The following is a 22614-nucleotide window of genomic DNA, read 5'->3' on the forward strand; positions in this document are numbered from 1 at the left end:
CGCGTAACGTGCGGACGTCAGGGCAGGAGGGCCGCCATGACCGTGTGGGGGATCTCGATCGCGGCCTGCGGCGGACACAAAGGAATTCCCCAGCGGGCTGCCGCCCTTCGGGCCGCGTACTCGGCCTGTTCGGCCCCGGCGCGTCCAAGACCGAGCAGCTCGCTCGCCTGCACCGGGCTGACCAGCAGCCGGCCGTAGGTGATACCGGTCGCGACATCCGGTGCCGCCGGCCCCAGGGAGTCGATGCGTGCGATGTAACGTGCCCGGGCGTTCGCCCCGGTACCTGGGCCGTAGACCGCACCGTCCGGATCAAGGAGGTAGCCGAGATAGGCAGCATCGTGCAGGCGCAGAGCCGCCTCTTCGGCGGCTTCACGCAGTGCCGCCGCCTTCGGCCCGTCGTCGTCCATTTCGACCGTTCCGCCCGGCAGGACGACATGGCCGTCGCGCGGATCCACGAGGACGACGACCCGGCCGAGCGGGTCGAAGGCCCACACCCACGCTTGCTTCACGGGAAGGCCGGCGGCGGGCTCCATGGCCGGGTGCCAGCCGATGTCCTGGTAGCCGATCGCAATACGCGGGACGACGTCCAATCGCTGCAGTGCCTGTCCGAGCCCGATCGTCTCACCGTCCTCCAGCACGGCGGGTCCGGCACGGTCGATCCGGGCACGCAAGGCAGCGAGCATCCGTCGCCTCTCGATCGGGCGCATCCGGCGTGCGGCCTGCGCCGGCGGAAGGAAGTGGAACGAGGTGATCTCGTTCTCGGGCAAGCTAATGCGGGCGATGTCGCTCTCCTCCAGGACGCCACCGTCCCAGATGGAGATGGTTTCACCGGGAAAGCCGTACACCCTCCCGAACTCCGGATTGCCCTTGCTGACCCAGTCCACCGCCAGGAGCTGGCCTACGGCGACGGACAGCCCGAGTTCCTCGGCCACCTCCCGCACCGCCGCGGCCGAGGGCCGCTCGGCCTGGTCCACTCCCCCGCCGGGCAAGAGCAGCCTTCCAGGCCGGTACGCGGGATCCAGGGCCAGAACCCTGCCCTCTTCATCGGTGAACAGCACCGCGGCCCCGCCCCAGAAGACCGCACGTGAGCGCGCATAGTCCTCCGGCGCCATCAAACCCACAGGCTCGCGCACGTCGTCAGCAGGCATCGGGCCACCCCACCGTGCTCGCGCTCCGGCCCCGCTGAATACAGATCAGGGCCTGGCGGGTGTAGCGCACGAGGTTCTCCGGCAGAGCCGAGAGCGGCCACCACCGCAGCTCCGCACACTTGTCCGGTTCTGCGACATGAGGTCGCCCGGCGTACTGATTGGCGGTGAAGAAGACCTGGAGCCGACTCTCGCGAGTCTTGGGGTCGTAGTCGTGAACCGTGTGCGCGACCGCCAAGTCCGCCTCTTCGAGAGCGACGTCCAGCTCCTCCCGAGCCTCACGGACCACGCCGGCGAGGAAGGACTCCCCCTCCTCAAGATGGCCGGCCGGAACATCCCACCATCCATCACACCAGGCAGTGCCCGCACGGAGACCGAGCAGCACCCGGTCACCCTGAACCAGGACTAAGTGAAGTCCGATCACAGAACGGCGTGGCAACACCTTCTCCTTCTCCACATGCCGGTGACGAAGGGCAGTTGACCGCGCGGGCCGCAAGGCAGGCCCCCGAGTGCAGGACGCTCCGTTCTGGGAACGCGGCACATGCGCACGCCGCCTCGTACCAGGCAATGGCATGGGATCGGTCAACGCCTCGGCGAGAGCGTCAGGGTGATATCGGTGGCGCCTAACAGGCAGTACACACGGCACAGCGGGGCCTCCCGAGCATGAGGAAAACAATGCGTACACCGCCTGTGACCGCAGCGACTCGGGTGCCCGTTGCCGGACTCCCCCGAGTCTATCTAGCCTGAGCCGTCAGGTCGTTGGGCAAATCGGCGTTCGCGACGCTTCAACTCGTTGCGGTACTTCTCCGGAGTATTGGGCGCGTCGCGGCGTACGACGACCGGGATGCCGAGCCGCAGCTAAGGGCTGTCGCCTGCGCGTCCTCGCGTGTCGATACCAGCGTTTAGGGGCAACGGCTGCCGGGGGCCACCGGCGACCCATCGCCGCCCCGAGTCTCCAACTCCGCGCACAGCCTCTCGACGCAAGAACCTGTGCCCCGGGCAACGGCAGCAGCACCCCGAGTGGATGAGTCGTTGACACGAAAATGCCTAACACCCCTGCGTCACAGCACAGATAGACTCGTCAGCGTCCGGCAACGGGCACCCGGGCGTCGCGGTCACAGACGGCTTTGGACAGGATTCTTCGTCCCCGGGAGCGCCGTCTCGTGACACCACGTTCATGCCAGAGCCGACTCGCCAACGAGTTCACCGTTGCCGACGTCGACGACCACCTCGCTCAGCGCGGATCCGGCCCGGCTGGAGGCCGCCGAACGCACGCTGCTGGACCGCGCCTCTTCCCCCTCGCTGAGCGCCTTGCTGCCTGGCCCGACAGGTCGCGACCCTCGATCGGCTCCCGCCTCCCTGAACCCTTGCCTCTAGGTGGGCAGCGGTCCTACTCGCCGCACGCCTGAGACGAGTCACCGCCGTCGCAACGCCGCCCAACCCGTGGGCTGGGCGTTTCCACGTCGTCTGCCGATCGAAGGAGGGCGTCATGCCCCACCCCACGCACACGCCAGACACCGGCCGGATCGTCATACTCGGGGCCGGACCATGCGGTCTGGCCTGCGCCGACGAGCTGACCCGCCTCGGCCACCACGACTTCCTGCTGCTGGAGTCCGCGTCCGCCCCAGGCGGGCTCGCCTCATCCGTAGTGGACGCGGCCGGCTTCACGTGGGACCTGGGCGGCCACGTGGTCTTCTCTCACTTCGGCGAGTTTGACCGGCTGCTGGCCGATCTGTTCACCGCTGAGGAGCTGCTGTACCACGACCGCTCCTCCTACATCCGCTACGGCGACGGATGGATGCCCTACCCCTTCCAGCACCACCTCCATCACCTCCCGCCGAAGGACGCTACGGCCTGCCTTCGCGATCTCCTGGCCGCACGCCCCGACAACAGTGTGGAATCCGCGGCACCGGCGGACTTCGCGACGTGGCTGGGCACCATGTATGGGCAGGCCCTGGTGGACCGCTTCTTCGCCCCGTACAACACCAAGATCTGGGCGACGCCGCTTGAAGACATGGGTTCGGCGTGGGTGGCCGAGCGGGTGGCCCCTGTAGATGTCGAGGAGATTCTGGCCGCGTTCGTCGGTACCGCATCACCCGCGCGCCGGTGGGGTCCGAACGCCACCTTCGCCTTCCCCGCGTCCGGCGGCACCGGCGAGATCTGGCACCGGCTCGCCGCCCGCATCGACGCCGGCCACCTGCGCACCCAGGCTCACGTGGTCGCCGTCGATCCCGGCACCCGCACCGCCATCCTCGCCGACGGCGAGAAAGTCGGCTACGACCACCTAGTGGCCACCGGCCCGCTCGACCAGCTCGCCGCCATGACCGCCACCTGCCCGTCCTCGCTCCGGACGGCCGCCCGGAGCCTGCGGCACACCACCGTGGCCATGGTCGGCCTGGGCTACAAGACACCGACCGCCGACAGCCGGTCCTGGCTCTACTTCCCACAGCCCGACATCCCCTTCTACCGGGCCACGAATTTCAGCAAGTACGCGCCCGCCAACGTCCCCGGCGCCGACACCGGCGCCTACAGCGCCTGGATGACAGAGACCTCCCTCATCCCCGGCCAGAGCCTCGACCGCCATGCTCTGGTCCGCTCCTGCGACCAGTCGCTTCGCCGTCAGGGCCTGGTGCCCGAGCACACGCCGCTCGCCAGCACCCATGTCGAGGTGATCCCGTACGCCTACCCAGTCCCCACCCTGAGGCGGGACGAAGTCTTGGCGCAGGTAGTGCCGTGGATGGAAGCCCACGGTATCTACCCCCGGGGCCGGTTCGGGACCTGGCGCTACGAGATCGGCAATATGGACCACGCGGTCAAGATGGGCATCGACATCGCCCGCCGCCTGCTGAACGGAACGCGAGAGGAACTCCTCGCCTCCGCACCCGACCTTTCCGCGGTCCGGGTGGAGTGCCGATCGTGACCGGTGCGAAGACGGCCACGGTGATGTTCGCCGGACACCGCTTCCGCGCCGTCACCGACGTCGCCTTCTACGCCACCCAAGAGCGGTACCTTCGGGCCTTCGTCCCCGAGCACCAGCTCGCCCCACCGTGCGGGGAGAAGACGACAGTCCGGATCCGCCACGACGCGGACTCCTTCCAGAACCGGATGGCCCGCGCCGCGGGCGCCCCGTCACTGACCGTGGTGCCGTTCCGCGGCGAGCCGTACCGTTCCTGCCAGCTCGAACAGATCACCTGGTGGCGGCCCGGCCCCGACACGCACCTGCCCCAGGACCACCTCTACGCTCGGGATGCGGCAGGTCGGCTATCCGTGCTCCTGAACCCTGGAGCCGTGCGCGGCGAGCGGTACCTGATGCGCGTCGTCCGCGAGGTCGTCATGCGCTGCGCCGAGAATCGCGGCTTGACCTCCTTTCACGCCGCAGCCGCCGCCATCGACGACCACGGTGTGCTAATCGCCGCTCCCTCCGGGGCAGGCAAGACCACCGTTCTGACCGCGCTGGCCGCCCACCACAGGGCCGACCTGATCGCCTCCGACCGTGCGCTGATCACCGCCGACGCCAGCGCGGTGGCTGGAGTGCCGATCTCCGTCCGGATCGGCGGCGGCACCCTGTCCGCAGTCGCCCGGCGCGAGGGCCTGCCGAACCCGCACACGCTGCCCGATGCCTTCGGCAGCACCCGCAAAGCGGCTCTGACCCCACGCGAGTTCGCCCGCGCCTTCTCCTCCCGTGTACAGGAGACGGCGCCACTGCGGCTCGTCGTCATCCCACAGCTCCGCGAGGAAGACCACAGGCTGCGCAGCCGCGTCCTCGGCGCGGCGCAGGCCCGCACCACTCTCTCCACCGCGTGCTGCACCCCATACGACGAGGACTGGCGCGAGCCCTGGTTCGCCGTCCGGACCCGGCCGGTCGACGACCTGGCCCGCCGAGCCGCCGCCGTCATCGAGAGCCTCATCGCCACGGTGCCAGTCCTGGCGATCACGGCTGGCGTGCACAGCCCTGACCTGCTGGAGCGGATCGCCGACACCGTGACGGGGAGGCTCCTGTGACACCCAGCCGCATAGCCCTGGTCGGACCGGTCGCCTCGGGCAAGTCGACGCTGTCCGCAGCGATCTCCGCCCACACCGGTTTGCCCGGCATCGACCTCGACGAGCTGTTCTGGGGACCCCACTGGACACCCCTGGACACGCCTGTCTTCCACAAGGGCGTCCGTGACCGGCTCGCCGGACCGGCGTGGATTGCGGACGGCAACTACAGCGGCGAGGTCGCCGAGATGCTCTTGGCCCGCGCCGAGCTGGTCCTGTGGCTCGATTTGCCGCTGCGTGTCTGCCTGCCCCGGCTGGTCAACCGCTCGCTACGGCGGGCCGCCACCGGCGAGGAACTGTTCGCTGGAAACCGGGAGACCTTCCGCCACCTGCTGGCCCCGGACTCCATCCTGCGCTGGGGACCTCTGCACCACCACCGACACCGCCGCCGCTGGTCCGAGCGACTCCACCCCGACCGCACGGCAGACCTGAGTGTCGTGCACCTCGACCGGCCCTCCGCCATCACCACGCAGCTGCGCCCGCTCAACCTGCTGCCCGCAACAGCGAGGTGACGCGCGTGATCGCCTCCGTCGTCCGCGTGCCCTGGCACACCACCCACGGCGGCTACGACCGCCTACTGGACCACCTGCCCGAAGTCCGCCGCATTACCCCGCCCCGACACCCAGGCGCACGGCTGGCCTTCACAGCCGCCCACCGCGTGCTCGGCCCCCAGTGCCCTCTGCCGTTCTACCCGGCCGAACACTTCGCCACCGACCTGCGCGTCCTTGCCTCCAACCAGCCGGCGCACGTCCTGTACGGGGACGAACAGTTCTGGTTCTCCCGCCACCGCACCGGCCCGACCGCCGTCACCTACCACCAGCCGCCCGACCAACTCGCACGACTGCTGCCCATGCGGGTATGGCGGCGCCTGGCCGCGCGGGCCGAGCAGATCATCGTCCTCGACCCCCAGCAACAGGCATTCTTCTGCAACCTGCTCCCTAACGAGCGCGTGCACCTGGTGCCGCACGGCATCGACACCACCGCATTCACCCCCGCCACCGCGCCACCGGAGCCCGGCCGGCCTCTGGTGCTGACCGTCGGCTGGTGGCTGCGCGACTTCGACACCCTCGACGCCGTCCACAACCTCCTGCACCGCCGCCACGGCGAGGAGATCGAGCTGACCGTCGTCACCCGGCGGGCCGCCTCCCGCCTCTGGCACCCGGCCGCCCGCATCCTCGAAGGGATCAGCGAGCAAGAACTGATCGGCCTGTACAAGCGGGCGGCGTTCTTACTGCTGCCCCTGACCGGGGCGAGCGCCAACAACGCGCTGCTGGAAGCACTCGCCTGCGGTACCCCAGCCGTCGTCACAGACATCGGAGGCATCCGGCACTACACCGGAAACGGCCCGGCAGCCGTCCTCATCCCATCCGGCAACGTCCCGGCCGCAGCCGAAGCAGCCGACAAGCTCCTTGCCGAGCTGGGCACCGCCGACCACACCGCACGGCGCGTGGCCGCCCGGGAGCAGGCCGAGTCCTTCGCCTGGCCGCTGGTCGCTGACCAAATGCGCACCGTCTACCGGCTGCTGGGGGAAAAATGAGCGCCGCCGACGTGTGGTTGGACGTTGTGGTGCCGGTCCTCGTGACCGGGCTGCTGGCCCGCGCGGTTTGGGCCGCTCTCGCGGTCGAGGCGAGTGCGCGGTGGTTGCTGTCCGCCCCCGCCCGCCGCCGCCCCGCCGACGAGAATAGGGAGGCCCCGTGGCTGGTGGTGCTGCTGCCGATGCTGCGCGAACAGGCCGTCGCCGCCCAGTCGATCGCCGCGTTCACCGGGCTCGACTACCCCACCGGCCGGGCAACCGTCGCGGTCATCACCACCGAACGCGAGCACACCGCCCGCGCCCAGCACCGCAAGCGCCTGCCGGAGCTCGCCGCGCTGCCCACGCTGACGGCATCCCAGCTGCGGGGCCTCTTCCCCGCCGCCCGCTGCCCCGCCATTGCCGACACCGTCAATACCACCCCGCCCGACGAACGCCTGGCGGTGCTGGCTAAGCGGTTCGACGCCGAGCCGACCACCGCCGACATCGTGACCGCCCTGACCACCGGCCCCACGAGCGGGCTGCCGCTTATGCACCTGCACCAGCCCGACATCGGCGGCCGAAAGCCCGGCCAGCTCAACTTCGCCCTCGACCGCCTCCCCGACGTGCTCGGGCCACTCGGCTGGCGCGAGGACGCCCACGCGCATGAGACTTTCATCCTGGTCTACGACGCCGACGCCATCCCCGACGCAGCCACCCTCACCGCCTTCGCCGACGCCGCCACAGTCCACCGGACACGCACCGGCCGGACGCCAGCACTGATCCAGCAACAGCGGCTCCCTCTGCTCACCCGCCGCCCCTTCCCGCGCGGCATGGCCGGCCTGCTGCTGACCGAGGAGTGGGTCTACCAGCTGCGGCGCTCCCTCGGCATCGAACTCGCCCGCATACGCCTCCACCAGTGGCTCACCCGCTCCCGGCTTCCGGAGCCGGTCCGGATGTGGCTGCGGCCGATGGTGTACGCCGTCGGGTGCGGCATGGCCGTCCACCTCCCGGCCCTGCGCCAGCTCGGCGGCTTCCCCGAACCGATGGAAGACCTCGGCACCGGGCACCGCCTCTCCCTCCTCGGTGCCGACTTCGCACCGTCCACCGCCCTGGTCCTCGACGAGCCCTACACCGACACGGCCGGACTGACCAACCTCCACGCGCTCGCCTTCACCGCCTCCGCCCGTCCCGACCGCCACGCCCAAAAGGTCGCCCACCTAGCCAGCGCCCTGCCCCAGCCTGCCAGGGCCGCCCTCATCCTGCGGGAGTGGGCGGACGAAGCCGCTTGGCTCCTCGGCGCACCGCTGCTGACCGCCGCCGTGGCCAGCGCCTGGTGGGCAAGCCCTCTCTGGGCCGGGCTCGCCACAGCCGGCATCCTGCTCCACGGCCCCATCACCACCGCCCGGCTGCTCGCCCTGGCACCGGCTCTGCACCACAGCGTTATCCCGCCCGCCACCACCGAGCTACCGCCGCGCGCTACCCCAGCGCGTCCGATCGCGCTCGCCGCGGGCAGCCCCTTCCAGCCCTTCATCCGGCTGGCCGGACCCTGGCGGCTGATCTGGACCAAGGCCACCGGACGCCACCTCGGTTTCGGTAAGACTGAACGCTGAACACCTCAACCCCCGAGCAAGAGTGGGAGCCCCAGTGGCTGAACCCGTTATCGCGACTGTCCGCAACGCGGCCAAGGCCGTCGTCCTCCATGACGGCCGTGTCCTGCTTCAGCGCGCCCACTGGGAGGGCCAGGACTGCTACTTCCTTCCCGGCGGAGGCCAGCACCCCGGCGAGTCCCTCGGCACCACGGTCCGCCGCGAGGTCCACGAGGAGACCGGACTGGTTGTCACGCTCGAGCGCCTGCTGTGGCTGCGCGAGTACATCGGCGCCCACCACGGCGGCGCCCCGGAGGACCACCGAGTTGAAGCGATCTTCCTGTGCCGACCCGAAGGCATCCCGGGCCAGCTAGGCGGGCATGCCGAAGACGACGTACAGACCGGGCTGGAATGGGTGGAGCTGGAGAAGGTGCCCGGCCTCAACCTGCTGCCCCAGGGCCTGCGGGGTCCGATCGCCGACCTCGCCCACGGCGAGCCTCCCACCCGCTACCTCGGCGACATCGCCTGACCGTGAGGATCGACGGCCGCGTCCCCGACGGCGCAACTGAAATCACCACCGGCCAGGCCAACCGCGTCTGGCACATCGGCGGACGCGAGCCGTACATCCTCAAGCACTACAGCGACCCGGCCCGTGCCACCAACGAGGCCGCCGCCCTCGCCCTCCTCACCCACCACCGGGCCCCCAGCCCCCGCCTGCTGCACGCTGACGTCGATAGGCAGCCGGCCTGGACCGCCCAGAGCGTCACCCAGGCCGAGCCCGTCCCCGCCGGCCAGTTCCTGGATGAACTCGTCGGCCCCCTCGCCGCAGTCCATGCCATCCCCGGAACACACTTCGGGCGCCTCGCCGGAGCCGCCCGCCACCCCACCTGGCGCGACTACCTCCACGACCGCCTGAACCTCTACACAGCCACGGCACCCGGTCTCGTCACCGTCGCAGCAGCCCTCCGCCAAGACCTCGACCGAGTGAATCTCGACATCGAGCCCCGGCTGCTCCACCATGACCTCCAGCCCGGACACCTCTTCCGCGTCCCGGATGGCCCACGGTTACTACTGGACTGGGAACTCGCCGCTTTCGGCGATCCGTTGTCCGACCTCGCCCGCCTCGCCGTACGTCTGCGCCTGCTCTCACCTCAGTCCGTACTCACCCATGGGCTCACTCCAGCCGGCCAGCGGCGCCTGGGGTTGTACTGGCGTCTCCACCTCATCGCCGATGCGGCTCTGGCCACCGACCTCAGAGTTCAGGCACACGCCCTGGCCCTCACCGCTGGCACCATCACATGATGTTGAGCTGCGGGCCCGTCACCGGCCGTCGGAACCGCAACGAGCCGCCTTGATGCGTCCCGTGGGGCAGAATCCCGATGACCGTCAATGAAGGGGGAGTTGATCCGAGTGCGACCCAGCCAGCAGATGCGTAACCTCGGCATCGTCCAGTACGGTGCCCCGATCTTGACCGGGACCGCCCGCCCCCTTGGACTCCCTGATGAGCGGGAGACCGCCGACACCGTCATCAGCCAACTCCTCGACGCCATGGAACGGATCCGCCACGCGCACGACTTCTCCGGCAAGGGCCTGGGCCTGGCCGCCCCACAGATCGGCATCGGCCGGGCCGCAGCCGTCGTCCAACCGCCCCACGCGGACCCGATCGTGCTCCTCAACCCACGTATCACTGCCGCCTCCGACGAGATGGACGAGAAGTTCGAAGGGTGTCTGTCGTTCTTCGACGTACGGGCCCCGGTCCCCAGGCCCCTGCAGATCACCGTCGAGACGGTCACGCCGGACGGCAGCACCGCGACCACGGTCTATGAACGGGGCGAAGCCCGGCTCATCGCGCACGAGATCGATCACCTCGGCGGTCTTCTACTGCTGAATCGGATACGGCCTGGCGTGGCCCCAATTCCCGTCGAGGAGTACCGCGGGACGGCCGAAGCCACCGGCCGGGCCTGGTCATACGAGTAGAAGACGCAGGGTATGACCGTGGGCACGCACGTCTCGGACCGCCGGAAGGCATGTGAATCGCGTCGGTTCAGCGGAGATCGGGTCCGCCCGCCTCGGCGAGCTGGCCAAGCACACTGATCGCCTCGTCGGCGTCGTCTGGGACGTCCGGGCCGACATCAGGAAACGAACCGGATGCCTCCTCGTCGGCGAGATGCGGGTACTTCTCAAGGAGGAACCGCCGCCGGTAGGCCACCTCGGCGGCGTCGACGATCCCCTCCAGAGTGGTCCAGTTGAGGGTGCCCCCGACGAGGATCCCGACTGCGGGGACGGCCTTGCCGAGTCCCTCCTTGGTGAGCCGAAAGCCGAACGCCTTCGCGAACTGCGTGGAGACCCTGGCGACAACTGCCTCGTTCAGGGTCTTCCACGTCTTGCCGCGGAAGAGTGCTTGGGTGAGCCGCGAGATGTCGGCCATCGCGGCGTTCTTGGCGGTGGCCGAGCTCGCCGTCCCGGCGTTGACGACAGACATCACGAAGAGCTTCTCGGCAGGCTCTTCGGGGTCGTAGCCGTAGAACAGCGAGACCTGGCCAACAGCGCGGGACGCGAGTCCGAGGACGACTGCGGTATCAGCAGTAAAAGCACCGACGATCGCACCTCCCGAAGGCGCTGCCGCGGCGCCAGCGGAGGCGGCGATGACGAGCTGTCCTCCGGAGATCACCAGTCCCGCGCCCGCTCCCGAGAGTGCTGCGCCGGCCGGGTAGTACCAGCTCGCTGCTCGTCCACGGACAGCGTCGATCTGCTGGAGGTCGAGGCGGCGCAGGTCGGCCAGTGATGCAACGTCGTGTCCGCGCTTCTTGTGGCGCGCCACCACCCGCTGAGAGGAGAGTCCCGCTCGCGAGACCCGTCCCACCGTCTTCCGTATGGACTGAGAAGCCGCGCCGCTCCAGTCCGGGAGGGCGTCGGCGGCTCCGCGAGCTCCGGCGCTGACCTTGTGAGCGCCCTTGGCAGCGATTTCCTGTCCACGCGAAACGGCCGATTGGGCCCGTGGGTGGTTCTCCAGATACTTCGTGGCACGCTTGCCGAGTTCCGCAGCGCCGGCGGCCACTTGCTCGCCGGCGCTTCTCATCACTCGTGACAGTGGGCGGCCCTTGAAACGTTGGATGTCACGCCAGGCCGCGAGCTCGTATTCCGAGGGGTCTCCCATGCCGCGATGGTAGTGGCCAAGACCTCCGCGCAGTTTCGTACTAGTGCACACCGGTTCACGCGCACAACGGAGCTGCTGCACGGTGGGGCGTGTGGTCGCGGACGCCATCCCCCGCGGCACCACCTGCGCCTACTTCGTCTGCTTCGGCAGGGTGCAGGGGCGAACCGATTTGCAACTATTGGCAATTGCTCCTCGCCTGCGCCGGCGAGGATTACAGCACCTGCCCAGTCTGGCGCCGGACTGCCTACTCGCCCTTGGGCTCGCCTGCGGCCAGCCTCGGGCCGATCCGGGCGCACCGAGCGGTGTAAGCCTGAAGATGCAGACTCTCGAATTCGGCTCGGTCCCAGTCCTCTGGCCGGACCTCCCCGTCCGGCCAGAGGTACGCCAACCCGTAGTCGCCGCCCGAGAGGGCCACCTTCCGCAGGTCGTATCGGTCGTCCTCGAACGCGTCGAGCAATCTCCATTCCTGGTCGGTGAGGTCAGTGAGTAGGAGGCCGGCCGCGGCGTTTCCGGGCGCGGCAACGAGTCCGGGATAGACCCGGCCTTCGAGCGCGGCGGCGCGCCACCCTGGTGCGGAAGCAAGAGTGTGAGCCGGTAGTCGCCCCAACAGAGCTTCGAGGACGACAGCGAACTGGAGCGTGCCGTAAACAAAGAGTTCACCGGGAGCATCGGGGAGGCGAGCTCGAGAGCTGGAAGGCTGGACCAGGGTCATTCCTGCAAGGTAATCGTGATCCCTCGGCGAGGGTATGCCGCCTCCTCCAAGTCCGATGCTGAGGCTGGGGCGGCACTTCCCTGCTTCCCCAAATGAGGGCAGGATTGGGGACGCGCTCATTCTGGTCATCTCGTGATCTGGTACCCGGGCACACCGGGAAGCCGCTGCATAGGGTCGGGTACTCCCTGCTTGAGAGGCACTGGCGTGACCGACATCGTGATTGCGCAGACGACCATCGACGACGAGGACCAGGCGAAGGCACTGGCTCGGTGCGCGGTTGAGAGCAAGCTGGCAGCGGGCGCTCACATCGACGCGCCGTTCACCGCCGTCTACTGGTGGAAGAGCGAGATCGAAACGGCGCGGGAGTGGCGAATCTCGTACATGACGACCGCTAGCCGGCTGCCGGAACTGGAGGCGTGGGTGTCCGAGAGGCACTCGTACGAGGTACCGCAGTGGGTCACTCTTCCAGTGACAGACGGATCGGGTTCTTACCTGTCCTGGGTCGTCGAGGAGACGACCATGGGTTGACGTGCTGCGCGGCGCGTTCGCGTCTTGGGCGAGTTCTGCCCTGGTGTGACACAAATCTGAGGACGCGAACAGACGGCACACCCACAGGAAGCTTATGCGGCATTCCACCGAGCTTGGCTGTCTTCGTTCATGAGCGTTGCAATGCGATGATTCAGCTGCTCTGCGGCAGCTTCATCGCCGTGGTCAGCCCTGCGAATGAACGAGCCGAGCGTATGCAGGTCCCTAATTCCGCAAAGGACAGGGAGCCCTGACCAATTCCGAATGTCGTACCCATAACGAAGGCTGAAGTCATCCAGTTCCCTGGCGCTCCGCCCGAAACGAACACCCTGGAAAGTGTTGGCCAAGTCGATTTCCCGCGGGCCGATCGCGGCCTCGTCCCAGTCGCCGAGCCTAACGCTTGGGGCGTCCCACAGCGTGTTTCCCGGGTACGCGTCGGCGTGTATATGGCCATAACCGAGCGGGAAGTCCAAACCCCGGTAAGCCTCCAAAAGTAGCGCCTGCCGAGCCGACAACCACTCTCGTTGTGAAACTGTAAGGTAAGTACTGAAACCGAGGGTCAACTTCAGTGAGGAAAGGGGCTGAAATTCCGGCAGCTCGAAAGGCGGGACCGGCAGATCGTGTAGCGACCTCAGCAGACTTCCTAGGTGGTGGGCTGCTGGCGCGCCCGACGCTGTCTGCGGGTAGTGCCGCCAGAAGGTGACGGCGTAGGGACCACAGACTACTGGCTGGCGAACATCCGCAGGCTCCGTGGCTGGGAAGCCGTTCGCAACAAGCCACCGGGTGAGCAACACAGAGGTTTCAAGACGTCCGTGCTGCGCAGCGGGGCTGACGCGTACCACCACATCCTCAGCATCCAGTAGGAACACGGAGGTAGCGTGGTGATGAAGTGGCGTGAGGGACTTGTCTGGCAAGCCCGATGCTCGACAGGCGATACGGGCGGCGGACTCAGGAGAGACCGTCGTTGTCATGAGGCGATGACCTTCGCTCGGGTGTCGATGACCTGATAGCCGCGGGCCTCGTCTGCCAGCTCGCGGGCCCGTCGGCTGCGGGCGAATCGTGGATCCTCAAGAAGCCTAGCCACCCCATGCATGGCATCGCCAAGTTGACGGATACGCCGGTCTTCGGGAAGTTCGAGGATGGGTTGGAGCTGCTCGCCGGCACCCTCGACTTCGCCCGCGGCAATGCGTGCTGTCACGATATCGAGGCGCGCCAGCGCCTCATCGCCGTAGGACCGCAGCTCCTGCGGCCCGCTCTCATAGAGCCGGATCGCTGCGGTGGCATGTTCTTCTGCCAATCGGTGCTTGCCGAGCAGGGCGTATGTGCCACCTATGTAGTACTCCTGCTTGGCCACCGGAAAGGTGAGCAGCCCACCAAATCGAGTCAGGCCGCTGGGCTCGGTCCGAAGCTCGCGGGCTCGCTTGAGCTCATCGAGCGCGGCGATTGCTCTGTCTGAGTCTTTGACGCGAGCAGCGGTTCTGGCTTCGATCGCGGCGATCCTGGCCCGTGTCTCACCTCCAGGCGCAAGCAGCATGGCCTGCTGTGCGTAGTCCAGCGCAGCTTGTTGCCGCGGCGACCACTCCGCGAACAGGGCAGCTGTGCCTTTGACCCACGCCCGCAGATCATCGCGATCGGCGTGCTCCGCCAGAGTCCAGGCTGTCTGGAGTTGAGCGATTGCGGAACCTTCGTCTCCCAGGTTCTGGGATGCGTGCGCGATGAGAAGGCAACTCGTACCGGCGAGGAGGAACAGCTCACGCGCCTGCCGAGGCGGCTGTCGACCTTTGAGTAGGGAGAAAATGCTGTCTCGTGTCGACAAGAGATCTTCGAATAGGGAGTGCAATGGAGCATGCACGTACTCGGTCGCAAGCCGGGTGACTTCGGCTTCCAGCTTTACGAGCTCAACATCACTCACATTGCTATTCGTGATTTCCTCAACGAACTGCAACGACTGCGCCGCAGCCCGCACTGCCAGGTTGCGAGCATCCGATGCCTGCCGCCCGCCTCCAGAATTGCCCTCGTTCAGGGAGGTACGTTCCGGCGTGAGAGGCGTCGGCGCCGCCTGTTGGACGCCGCCTAGTGGCGCTGGAAGAAACGAGTCAGGGGCACCAATGCCATTGAGGAACTGCGCGACCTTTTCAAGGCTTGTTAAGCGCCGACTCCCAGCTTCGAGCATTGACACGTACCCCTGGCTCAGTCCAGTCATGAACGCAATATCATCCTGGCGCAGGCCAGCCGCTTTGCGAACGAGTCGGCTTACTCGACCGAATTCCCAAGCCGCGATTGCGGCCTGGACTTCGGTCTCTCGCCAGACTGCATCCGGAACGCGAGGGGTTGAGCAGGCAACGAGGCGCTGGCCGCGTGCACAGGTGGCGCATAGGGGCTCTTGGTTGTACTGGCTGAGACGGCAGCCACAGCCACTGCATACACGGCCGTGCTTCTGCATCGCGCCCCCGTTCCTCTTCCTGCACGTGACAGCGTATGTTCCACACGACAGCACTGATATCACTCCAGTGATATCAGCAGTCAGGGACCGTCCAGGCCAGACCTGTCACGCATCATCGGTGGTCAGCATCGCGATGGCATCCAGAAGTTGAGCAGGGTCTTCAAGGCTGTCGAGGACGACGTGAGCTCCGGCGGCTGCCAGTTCGTCAACGCTGGTCTTGCCTGACGCGATACCAATCACGGCCGCTCCGCCCTCGAGTCCCGTACGGACGTCCTCAAGTGAGTCTCCGATGACGACGGTATTGCAGCGCGTGAACGAAGTGCCGTATCTGCCTTGAGCACGGCGCTGAGCCACCGAGACGAGAGCGGGGCGGTGATCGTCATCAGAGGAGTACCCGCCGATCTCGGTGTCGAGGAACCCTTCGAGTTGGAAGGCTCTCAGCTTCAGAAGCGCGTTGGGCTTGAGGTTCCCCGTGACAACGGTCGGCACGAGGCTCGCCTGCCCATGCACTGCCTTGAGGGCGGATACTGCACCGGGCAGAAGGACCCCGAGGCGCCGAAGATCTTGAGCGTGCGCCGCGAGTCGGTGCGGCAGGAGGTCCACCATGCGCGGTAGCAGCCGGGGGACATCCGGCTCAGGGACACCGTTTTCGAGGAGCAGCGACCGGATTGCGAGGGGCATGGTTACCCCTGTGCCTCTGGCGGGAAGCCGGTCCGCCGGCCGCCCAACGATCTCGGAAAAAGTCTCGCGGTAGACCTGCCGGTCGATATCGCCGACGTACAACAGCGTGCGGTCGATGTCCCACAGCACGAGGATGCGATGGGCCATGGTCAACTCCTGCTCCGTTTTCCCCGCATGGCGGTGGCTCGTTCCAGGACGCCTTGAGCGTAGGGGCTTTGGTCCGCCGAGCTGAGTTGGTCGAGCATGGTTTGAACGTGCTCGTTGAAGCGGGCGGACTGTAGGTGCTCGGCGAGGTCGAGAGCCTCGTGTGCCACGGCACAGCCGGCTTCGAGATCGCCTTGTGCAGTGTGGGCTGTAGCAGCGCGCGACAGGAAGAGCCCCTTGGTTCGCTGGTCTCCAGGGTTGAGCGCCTTCATTGCCTCGGTGAAGCTTTCGGCAGCCCGCCGTGGATCACCTAGGTCGAGGTAGCAGCTGGCAGCCTGGCCGTGGATCTCGCCTTCGTTGATCCAGTAGAGCCAGTGCGGATCACGATCTGAGCGCCCTTGAGCACAGAGTTCGGCCGCGCGTCCAAGCGCAGCCAGTGCTGATTGACGTTCGCCGAGCTTCGCGTGTCCACGGGCCTGCCGCGTCAGCAACATGGCTTCGAGCGCCGGAGTGCCGAGATTCCCGACTGCCTCCCGAGCTCGCTGCGCTGCCGTGACGGCACGGGATGGCGACCCTGTGGAGTATCCGTAGATGGCGATGTAGGAGAGGGCGCCGGCACCGAGCCGGACGTCCCCCGACGCCTTGGCTGCGCGCAGGGCTGCGTACAGGTACCCCAGAGTTCCGTCGCGGTCACCGGAGTCGAAGGCGAACCATCCTGTCTGCGTAGCAGTGTCGGCAATGATGGCCGCGAGCTGCCGGCCTGTTGCCTCGTCGTACGACGTGTCTTGCGCGAGGTGCTTGAGGAACGACAAATGCTTGTCGCCGAGTGTCTTGAGAGTGCCGCTGCCGGCGGTCGCGTCCATCGTGCGCAGATGGTCCGTGGTGTGCTGGAGACTGCCGAGCAGTACTTGAGAGAGGCGGCTTCCCTCGGCCGCACGATGGAGTGGCTCCGCTTCGGCTGCACCCCACTGATTCACGAAGGCCGTCAGTGCCACGCCACCAGCGGCGAGGAATCCTCGGCGGTGCATCGCGCTGCCCTCCATCGCTATATCCAATGCCGCCACCATACGGGCCGTGGTCCAAGGCAGGCTCGGGTCGGCATCACTGGAGACCGGGACGGAACCGTGCACGGAGGACGTGAGCGTGGAGCGCGGCAGGGGAAGTGGGACAAGCTCGGCTGGGACAGAGAGACCCGACAGGAATTGCACAATTCTGTCGATATTTGTGAGTCGGCGACTGCCTGCCTCCAGCATGGACAGGAACGCCTGGCTCAGGCCCGTGAGTTGGGCCAAGTCGTCCTGCCGTAGGGAACCGCGCAGCCGGATCAAAGTGCTGACTCGCCCGAAGTCCCATGCAATGAGCGCGCTGCGCACATCTGGATCGAACCAGACGTGCTCCGGGACTGTAGGCAGGTGCGGTTCCACAGGCCGAGACCGGGTGCATGTGAAGCACAGCGGGCCAGTGTTGTAGTTGCTCAGCTGGTTGCCGCATCGGCCGCAACTTCGCTGTGACTGCTCCTGCATCTCCCGCCTCCCCCGCGTGAGCGCAACGTCAATTACTCCAGGTGGAGCCTGGATCACACAAGTGATATCACCCCCGGAATGTGCAGGCGGCACCTTTCGCCGCCAGTCTTGGCAGCCCCCAGTGGGGGGTGATCCCCCAGTAGGGCGTGAGTGGAGCAACCGACCAAGGCCCACGACAAGGACTGGCGATGCACTTCACAGCGCAGCAGACCAACACCGCTTCTTCCATGCCGGGCAGCCGGTTGCACGTGCTGTCCGGCCCTGCGACGAGGCTGACAGCAGGCGCTCGGAGTGCGGTCGGGCTGAACGTCGTGACCGACTGGCCGGCCCGGCTCGAAGCCGAAGGATGCTCCCACCTGCCGCCTCGAAGTCGTGACCACGAACTCGAAGGGCACAGGGAGGTCGGCATGAGAATCGGCACTGAGGAACACGTCTCCCCCACCGTTCAGGTGGAGTTCCCTGCGTCGGACCGGCATGCCGCTGACGTCCGGTCACTGGTCAAGGACCACCTCATGGAGTTGGGCCTGGTGGACGCGATCAACGACACGGTGCTGGCCGCCAGCGAAGTCTTCGCCAACGCCGTGAAGCACGGCAGCTCTCATGAGACCGACACCGTCTTGGTGGAGGTCGAGTGCGCGACGGACGTGCTTCGGGTCGCCATCACCGACTCGTCGTGCGCGTTGCCGGTCCGCCGGGCTGCTGCGGGCTGGGAGGTCAGCGGACGTGGCCTAGCACTAGTCGAAGCGGTCAGCGACCGATGGGGCGCAGATCTCGCTCAGGACGGCAGCGGCAAACAGGTGTGGTTCACCCTGGCGCACTCTGCCCCCGCGTGATCCACGACTAGCCCGCCCCCCCACTCAACTACACGATCGAGATCACAATGCCCCGTCCGTCACCTTCTTCCCCGACTTCTTCCCAGACTGCAGATTCCTCCAGCGTGCTCGACTGGGTAAGCCAGCCTCAACAGCACTGCGTTGTTGGGACGTTCGGCTCCCATCTCTATCCGGCCAGCGGGACGTCCCAGGACGTCCTGGCCGGGTCCTACGGGGCGGTACCGGTGTCTCCGCGTTCCCTGAACGATTCCCGTGTAGCCCGCGGCGCTGTGTCTCCCCTGAACGAACCGCCCTTGTCGGCGAGTGGCGGCTCGAAATGCCTCGGCGGCTCCTCTTGGGGGCCGTCGAGGCGACGCCCCGATCGCCAACTTCAAACCCCGCCAATGGAGTTGCCCCTATGCCTCGCACCATGACCTCGGCCCCCACGGCCAGCGGTGGGCAAGTGGACAGCGCGTCCTGGCCGGAGGGCCCATTCCAGGAACTGGGCCGTGACCTGAGGGCCGTTCTGTCGACGCTGACCCCCGGACCGTCGCCTCTCGCGGCGCAGGAGACCCTTCACCGCGAAGTAACCAGACTGGTCTTCGCCGAGACTGCCTCCATCAGTGAAGACCCGGACGAGCGACACGTCCAACTGCTGCTCATGCGCGGCCACTTGATGCAACTGCTCGGAGCAGTCCTTCCCGTCGATGCCAACGAGCCTCCCCTGGAAGATGATCGACTGGTCGTACGCGTGCGTGCCCTACTCGACGAAGAGATTCCCGGCGACGCCATGCATGCGGCGTCCTTGCACCAGCGGATGTCCGAGGTCGGGCGGGAGCTGCTCGCCGTCCTTCCTCCTGCCGGCGCCTCTGACGACGTTGTCGATGGCTGGGGCAGGACTGTGTGCACCGGGTTCGATTCGACGCGTATCCGCGAAGCCATTCGTGCGGCGAAGTCCTGGGAGCAGGCGGGGGTGTACCCGCATCCGCACACCCTCGCGGCGGTCACGCAAGCGCTCAGCGGCTACGTCACGACGCTCGTCCCCTACGTCTCGATCCACTTGGAATCGCTCTCCGCCGGGAGTCGCGGGTGGTCCGCATGCGGTGAGGCGATCGAACGCTCGCAGGAGGCCCGCGACGTCGCTCCGGGCGAGGGGCTCAAGGCGGCTAGGAAGCACGCATACCGTCTCGCGGTCCACACCGAGACCCTGCTGCGCTACGCCGAACAGGACTGCGAGCGGGACGGTGAGTGACATGACCAGGTCCTATCGCGCGGCGCATCCTCAGCGGATTCACCGTGCTCCCGCCGCCCCACCGAATTCGGGCTCACCCCGCAAAGACGAGCCGGCCCCAGGGCGCGTTCGACGTGGCTGGCAACAGGCTCGCGAGCACCGCGGCGCCGTCCTCCTCGCTACCGCCATCAGCCTGCCCACCGTCTACGTCCTCGCCGAACTCGCCCTGCAGCTCTACGGCGGTTCGTAGCTCACGCCCCAACCAGCCGACCAGCAAAGTGGGCCGGCCCCGATAAGACGACGACTGTGCCAGAACACCGAAGGAGTACGACCATGCCGGCCCCGGACGAGACCATCTCGCCGCCGCTTTCCTCTCAGGAGCGGGAGGCTCTGCTGGGCATCTCTCAGGGAAGGACGACCGCAGAGACGGCCTGGGACATGGGAGTGTCCGACAGCACGGTCAAGACGTACATCCTCCGGATCGGCGGAAAGCTGGGAACTTCCGAGCGCGCGGGCATGGTGAACCTCGCCTACCATCACGGGCACTTGGCCGTCCCCGGGCCTGTGGACTACGTCGTCGAGCTGCCCAAGGAGCAGCGCACAGTCCTGGCAGGGCTCGCCGGCGGACAGACCGTCGAGGAGATCGCGGCCGACGAGAAGCGTCCGCTGGACGACGTGCGCAAGGACGCTCGACGCCTGCTGCGGGCGCTGGGTGCTTCCTCAGCCGCACACGCGGTCACGCGAGGATGGCAGTTCCGTCTCCTGGGCCCCGCGACCGGCCGTGACAACTCCGGAGACGTCGTCGCCATGGCAGGACAGGCATGAACGCCCGCGTCGAGGCCGGCAGCCAGCGACCGGGCAGTGGCCACGTTCACCAGCAGGCCGGGGACGTGTTCACCTGCGATCGGCGACAGGACTTCGTGCCCAACGTGATCCGGACGCACCGAGGTGGTCGCTGGCGCAGGGTAGACCGGAGTAAGAACGCCGGGGAGTGGGCGAAGTTCGTCCATCGCTCCGAGATGCTCGTGTTCGACGTGGACGATGGTGGGGAGGGCGGCCCCGGCATCGTCACGGGAGTGATCCCGTCCAAGGAAGACGCCACGGCGCGCCTGGCCGCGTTCGCTCCAGTGCCGGGGACGGCCGTTGCCGAGATCGGCACGGACTGCGGCTGGACGGCAGCCGCCCTGGAGCACCTTCTCCAGGGCGGCCAGGTGGTGACGGTCGCGGACACGGAGCGTCTCGCCGAGATCGCCCGGCAGCGCCTACGCCCCTACCCGCGGGTTCGGGTGGTCAGCGGGTCTGAGGCCGGGGTCTTGGGACCGGCGGGTGCGTTCCACGGGCTGCTGTCCCATCGTGCGGTACGCCGTGTGCCGTGGGAGTGGGTCACCCGGGTTCGTCCGGGTGGCCGGCTGTGCTTGCCCGTCCGTACCGCTCTGGGCGGATCCAGCACGCTGCTCGTCCTGACCGTGGCGCGGGACGGGGCGTCGGCCAGTGGACGTTTCCACGCCGGACCGGCTCCGCAGACCATGTGGTTTCGCGAGCACCGCCCTGGTGAGGGCACCTCCGTCGAGTCGCAGGGCAGCCCGAGGGCGTCGGAAACCCTGGACGCGAGGGGGGCGCACGTACGGCCCGCGGCCCGGTTGTTCGCCGGCCTGCTCCGCCCTGACCTTCGGATGCAGGTCGTGCGCGGCGTTGCGCAGCTCGAAGGCGACGTTGCCGACCGCCTGCGTATTCATGACCACCAGGCGTCGCGGGCAGTGGTCTTCCTCCACTCCCCCCGCATCTACGAGTGGGGGCCGCGCGATCTCGGCTCCGATCTGTTCGACGCGCTCGGTCAGTGGCACGCGGTCGGAGAACCAGAGGTTGAGCAGCTGGGCGTGACGATCACGGAGACCGAACACACTCTGTGGCTCGGTGCACCGGACGGTCCGTCGTGGCGTCTGCCCGAACTCCACACGATCACCGGCGAGGTGGAGCGGCATGCGACCTGACCATCCGATGCTCCTCCACCCCTCCGCAGCGATCGCCGAGTTGCAGGCACGGCCGTCGAGCGCCCGGATGCAGAACTACCTGCTCGGCGGGCGAGACCACTACATCGTCGACCGGGACGGGGCCCTTCGGGCGGCCGACCGCATGCCGTTCCTGGAGAGCGCCGTGCGCCACGAGCGCATGTACGTGCTCCTGATGGTGCAGGCCCTGGCCATCGCGGGCATCCGGCAGCTGGTCGACTTCGGCTGCGGCCTTCCCCACGGCCCAACGCCGGTGGATGTCCTGACCCGCATTCATCCCGACGCCCGCGCCGTGTGCATCGACAACGACGTGCTGGTCCACACCCACGCCGACGCAATGATGACGGGCAAGGCGCCCGCTGTCGTCGAGAGCCTGTGCGCCGACGTACGCGACCCCGAGTCGATCTTCGCTTCCAGAGAAATCCTGGAGACGATCAACTGGCGAAAACCGGTCATCCTTCTCCTCGGTAGCGTGCTCCACCACATCGAGGACACCGCGGCACAGCCCCTGACCGTCCTCGTTGACCAGTACAAACACGTCGCCGCCCCCGGCAGCGCTCTCGTCATCACGCACGCCACCGCCGACGTCTCGGGCAAGCCCGTGCGCCGATTCGCCAAGACCATGACGTCGGCCGGCTGCCCCGTACACCTGCGGACGAAGGAACAGATCGCCCGGCTGTTCGACGGCTGGCAACTGACCTCCCCGGGCCTGACCGCGCCACAGACACTGGCATTCGAATACCCGGTCCTGCCCCAGGCCGCGTCATACGCCGGCACGGCCCGAAAGGAGCCCGCGCATGGCCGAGCTGCGTGATCAGCAGACCGGCGGAATCAAGCCGGTGACCAGCCGACTCTCAATGGACTCCCGGATAGAATCCGTGACGTCCGGAAGCGGGCACCCGGGCGTCGCGGTCACTGACGCTGGACGTCACGTCTGCACCCCGGAGATCCGCATGCCCCACACCCGCGCGTTCGCGCGCGTTCCCGTAAACCCCTTTGCGGGGCGGTTCGCCGACGCCACCCCGCGGTGCCCAGACACGAATCGGCGTCGGCCGCTCCCCCGTCTGGCAGGCCAGCGGTGAACGGGCAGGCAGC

The 22614-nt window shown here is 67.7% G+C and carries 23 protein-coding genes; 15 read left to right on the forward strand and 8 right to left on the reverse strand.

Annotation, left to right across the window (positions count from 1 at the left end):
* Positions 1–17 precede the first annotated feature (17 nt).
* Together OG718_RS21235 and OG718_RS21240 are read right to left on the reverse strand one after the other, a co-directional pair.
* Entirely contained in the window at positions 18–1148 is a 1131-nt protein-coding gene (locus tag OG718_RS21235) for an NUDIX hydrolase (RefSeq protein WP_328844822.1), read from the reverse strand.
* Entirely contained in the window at positions 1138–1719 is a 582-nt protein-coding gene (locus tag OG718_RS21240) for an NUDIX hydrolase (protein ID WP_328844824.1), read from the reverse strand. Before OG718_RS21240 ends, OG718_RS21235 begins: the two co-directional genes overlap by 11 nt.
* A gap of 915 nt (positions 1720–2634) precedes the next feature.
* Here OG718_RS21240 and OG718_RS21245 point away from each other — a divergent pair.
* The 8 genes from OG718_RS21245 to OG718_RS21280 all read left to right on the forward strand — a co-directional run bounded on the left by OG718_RS21245 (position 2635) and on the right by OG718_RS21280 (position 10259).
* Positions 2635–4065 carry a protoporphyrinogen/coproporphyrinogen oxidase gene (locus OG718_RS21245; protein ID WP_328844825.1) on the forward strand — a complete coding sequence of 477 codons (1431 nt, stop codon included), beginning with the start codon at positions 2635–2637 and terminating at the stop codon, positions 4063–4065.
* Positions 4062–5147, forward strand: coding sequence for a hypothetical protein (locus OG718_RS21250; RefSeq protein WP_328844826.1), 1086 nt, complete (start codon positions 4062–4064; stop codon positions 5145–5147). The genes OG718_RS21245 and OG718_RS21250 overlap by 4 nt, the downstream gene beginning before the upstream one ends.
* Positions 5144–5695, forward strand: coding sequence for a hypothetical protein (locus tag OG718_RS21255; protein ID WP_328844827.1), 552 nt, complete (start codon positions 5144–5146; stop codon positions 5693–5695). Before OG718_RS21250 ends, OG718_RS21255 begins: the two co-directional genes overlap by 4 nt.
* A gap of 5 nt (positions 5696–5700) precedes the next feature.
* Positions 5701–6720 (forward strand): glycosyltransferase family 4 protein, encoded by a 1020-nt coding sequence (locus OG718_RS21260; RefSeq protein WP_328844828.1) that lies wholly within the window; start codon positions 5701–5703, stop codon positions 6718–6720.
* Positions 6717–8306, forward strand: a complete 1590-nt coding sequence (locus tag OG718_RS21265) for a hypothetical protein (RefSeq protein WP_328844829.1) — start codon at positions 6717–6719, stop codon at positions 8304–8306. Before OG718_RS21260 ends, OG718_RS21265 begins: the two co-directional genes overlap by 4 nt.
* A gap of 34 nt (positions 8307–8340) precedes the next feature.
* Positions 8341–8811 (forward strand): NUDIX domain-containing protein, encoded by a 471-nt coding sequence (locus OG718_RS21270; protein ID WP_328844830.1) that lies wholly within the window; start codon positions 8341–8343, stop codon positions 8809–8811.
* 2 nt (positions 8812–8813) lie between these two features.
* Positions 8814–9584 carry a phosphotransferase family protein gene (locus OG718_RS21275; RefSeq protein WP_328844831.1) on the forward strand — a complete coding sequence of 257 codons (771 nt, stop codon included), beginning with the start codon at positions 8814–8816 and terminating at the stop codon, positions 9582–9584.
* Between the two features lie 108 nt (positions 9585–9692).
* Positions 9693–10259, forward strand: a complete 567-nt coding sequence (locus tag OG718_RS21280; protein ID WP_328844833.1) for a peptide deformylase — start codon at positions 9693–9695, stop codon at positions 10257–10259.
* A gap of 67 nt (positions 10260–10326) precedes the next feature.
* Here OG718_RS21280 and OG718_RS21285 read toward each other — a convergent pair whose 3' ends face one another.
* A complete protein-coding gene (locus tag OG718_RS21285) occupies positions 10327–11439 on the reverse strand; it encodes an EcsC family protein (protein ID WP_328844834.1) in 1113 nt (370 codons plus the stop codon).
* A 244-nt stretch (positions 11440–11683) separates the two neighbouring features.
* A complete protein-coding gene (locus OG718_RS21290) occupies positions 11684–12151 on the reverse strand; it encodes a gamma-glutamylcyclotransferase family protein (protein ID WP_328844835.1) in 468 nt (155 codons plus the stop codon).
* Between the two features lie 204 nt (positions 12152–12355).
* On the opposite strand from OG718_RS21290, the gene cutA reads away from it, so the two are divergent.
* Positions 12356–12679 carry a divalent-cation tolerance protein CutA gene (cutA, locus tag OG718_RS21295; protein ID WP_328844836.1) on the forward strand — a complete coding sequence of 108 codons (324 nt, stop codon included), beginning with the start codon at positions 12356–12358 and terminating at the stop codon, positions 12677–12679.
* Positions 12680–12771: 92 nt separating this feature from the next.
* On the opposite strand, the gene OG718_RS21300 is transcribed toward cutA, so the two are convergent.
* The 4 genes from OG718_RS21300 to OG718_RS21315 form a co-directional block, all read right to left on the reverse strand.
* On the reverse strand, positions 12772–13647 hold the full coding sequence (locus OG718_RS21300; protein WP_328844837.1) for a phosphotransferase: 876 nt from the start codon (positions 13645–13647) through the stop codon (positions 12772–12774).
* A complete protein-coding gene (locus tag OG718_RS21305) occupies positions 13644–15119 on the reverse strand; it encodes a helix-turn-helix domain-containing protein (protein WP_328844838.1) in 1476 nt (491 codons plus the stop codon). Before OG718_RS21305 ends, OG718_RS21300 begins: the two co-directional genes overlap by 4 nt.
* A 105-nt stretch (positions 15120–15224) precedes the next feature.
* Positions 15225–15947, reverse strand: a complete 723-nt coding sequence (locus tag OG718_RS21310) for an HAD family hydrolase (protein ID WP_328844839.1) — start codon at positions 15945–15947, stop codon at positions 15225–15227.
* Between the two features lie 2 nt (positions 15948–15949).
* The gene (locus OG718_RS21315; RefSeq protein WP_328844840.1) at positions 15950–17467 is read right to left on the reverse strand and encodes a helix-turn-helix transcriptional regulator; all 1518 of its coding nucleotides are present in this window, start codon (positions 17465–17467) and stop codon (positions 15950–15952) included.
* 407 nt (positions 17468–17874) lie between these two features.
* On the opposite strand from OG718_RS21315, the gene OG718_RS21320 reads away from it, so the two are divergent.
* The 6 genes from OG718_RS21320 (at position 17875) to OG718_RS21345 (ending at position 22333) form a co-directional block, all read left to right on the forward strand.
* A complete protein-coding gene (locus tag OG718_RS21320; protein WP_328844841.1) occupies positions 17875–18300 on the forward strand; it encodes an ATP-binding protein in 426 nt (141 codons plus the stop codon).
* Positions 18301–18697: 397 nt separating this feature from the next.
* Positions 18698–19531, forward strand: a complete 834-nt coding sequence (locus OG718_RS21325; RefSeq protein ID WP_328844842.1) for a DUF6415 family natural product biosynthesis protein — start codon at positions 18698–18700, stop codon at positions 19529–19531.
* 1 nt (position 19532) lies between these two features.
* Positions 19533–19760 (forward strand): hypothetical protein, encoded by a 228-nt coding sequence (locus OG718_RS21330; RefSeq protein WP_328844843.1) that lies wholly within the window; start codon positions 19533–19535, stop codon positions 19758–19760.
* 83 nt (positions 19761–19843) lie between these two features.
* Positions 19844–20335: a response regulator transcription factor gene (locus OG718_RS21335; protein ID WP_328844844.1), complete on the forward strand. Its 492-nt coding sequence runs from the start codon at positions 19844–19846 to the stop codon at positions 20333–20335.
* Complete coding sequence (locus OG718_RS21340; RefSeq protein WP_328844845.1) at positions 20332–21501, forward strand: protein-L-isoaspartate O-methyltransferase family protein; 1170 nt, start codon at positions 20332–20334, stop codon at positions 21499–21501. Before OG718_RS21335 ends, OG718_RS21340 begins: the two co-directional genes overlap by 4 nt.
* Positions 21491–22333 carry an SAM-dependent methyltransferase gene (locus OG718_RS21345; protein ID WP_328844846.1) on the forward strand — a complete coding sequence of 281 codons (843 nt, stop codon included), beginning with the start codon at positions 21491–21493 and terminating at the stop codon, positions 22331–22333. Before OG718_RS21340 ends, OG718_RS21345 begins: the two co-directional genes overlap by 11 nt.
* Positions 22334–22614 lie beyond the last annotated feature (281 nt).

This window comes from Streptomyces sp. NBC_00258 (assembly GCF_036182465.1).
In the GTDB taxonomy this organism is placed as follows: Bacteria; Actinomycetota; Actinomycetes; order Streptomycetales; family Streptomycetaceae; genus Streptomyces.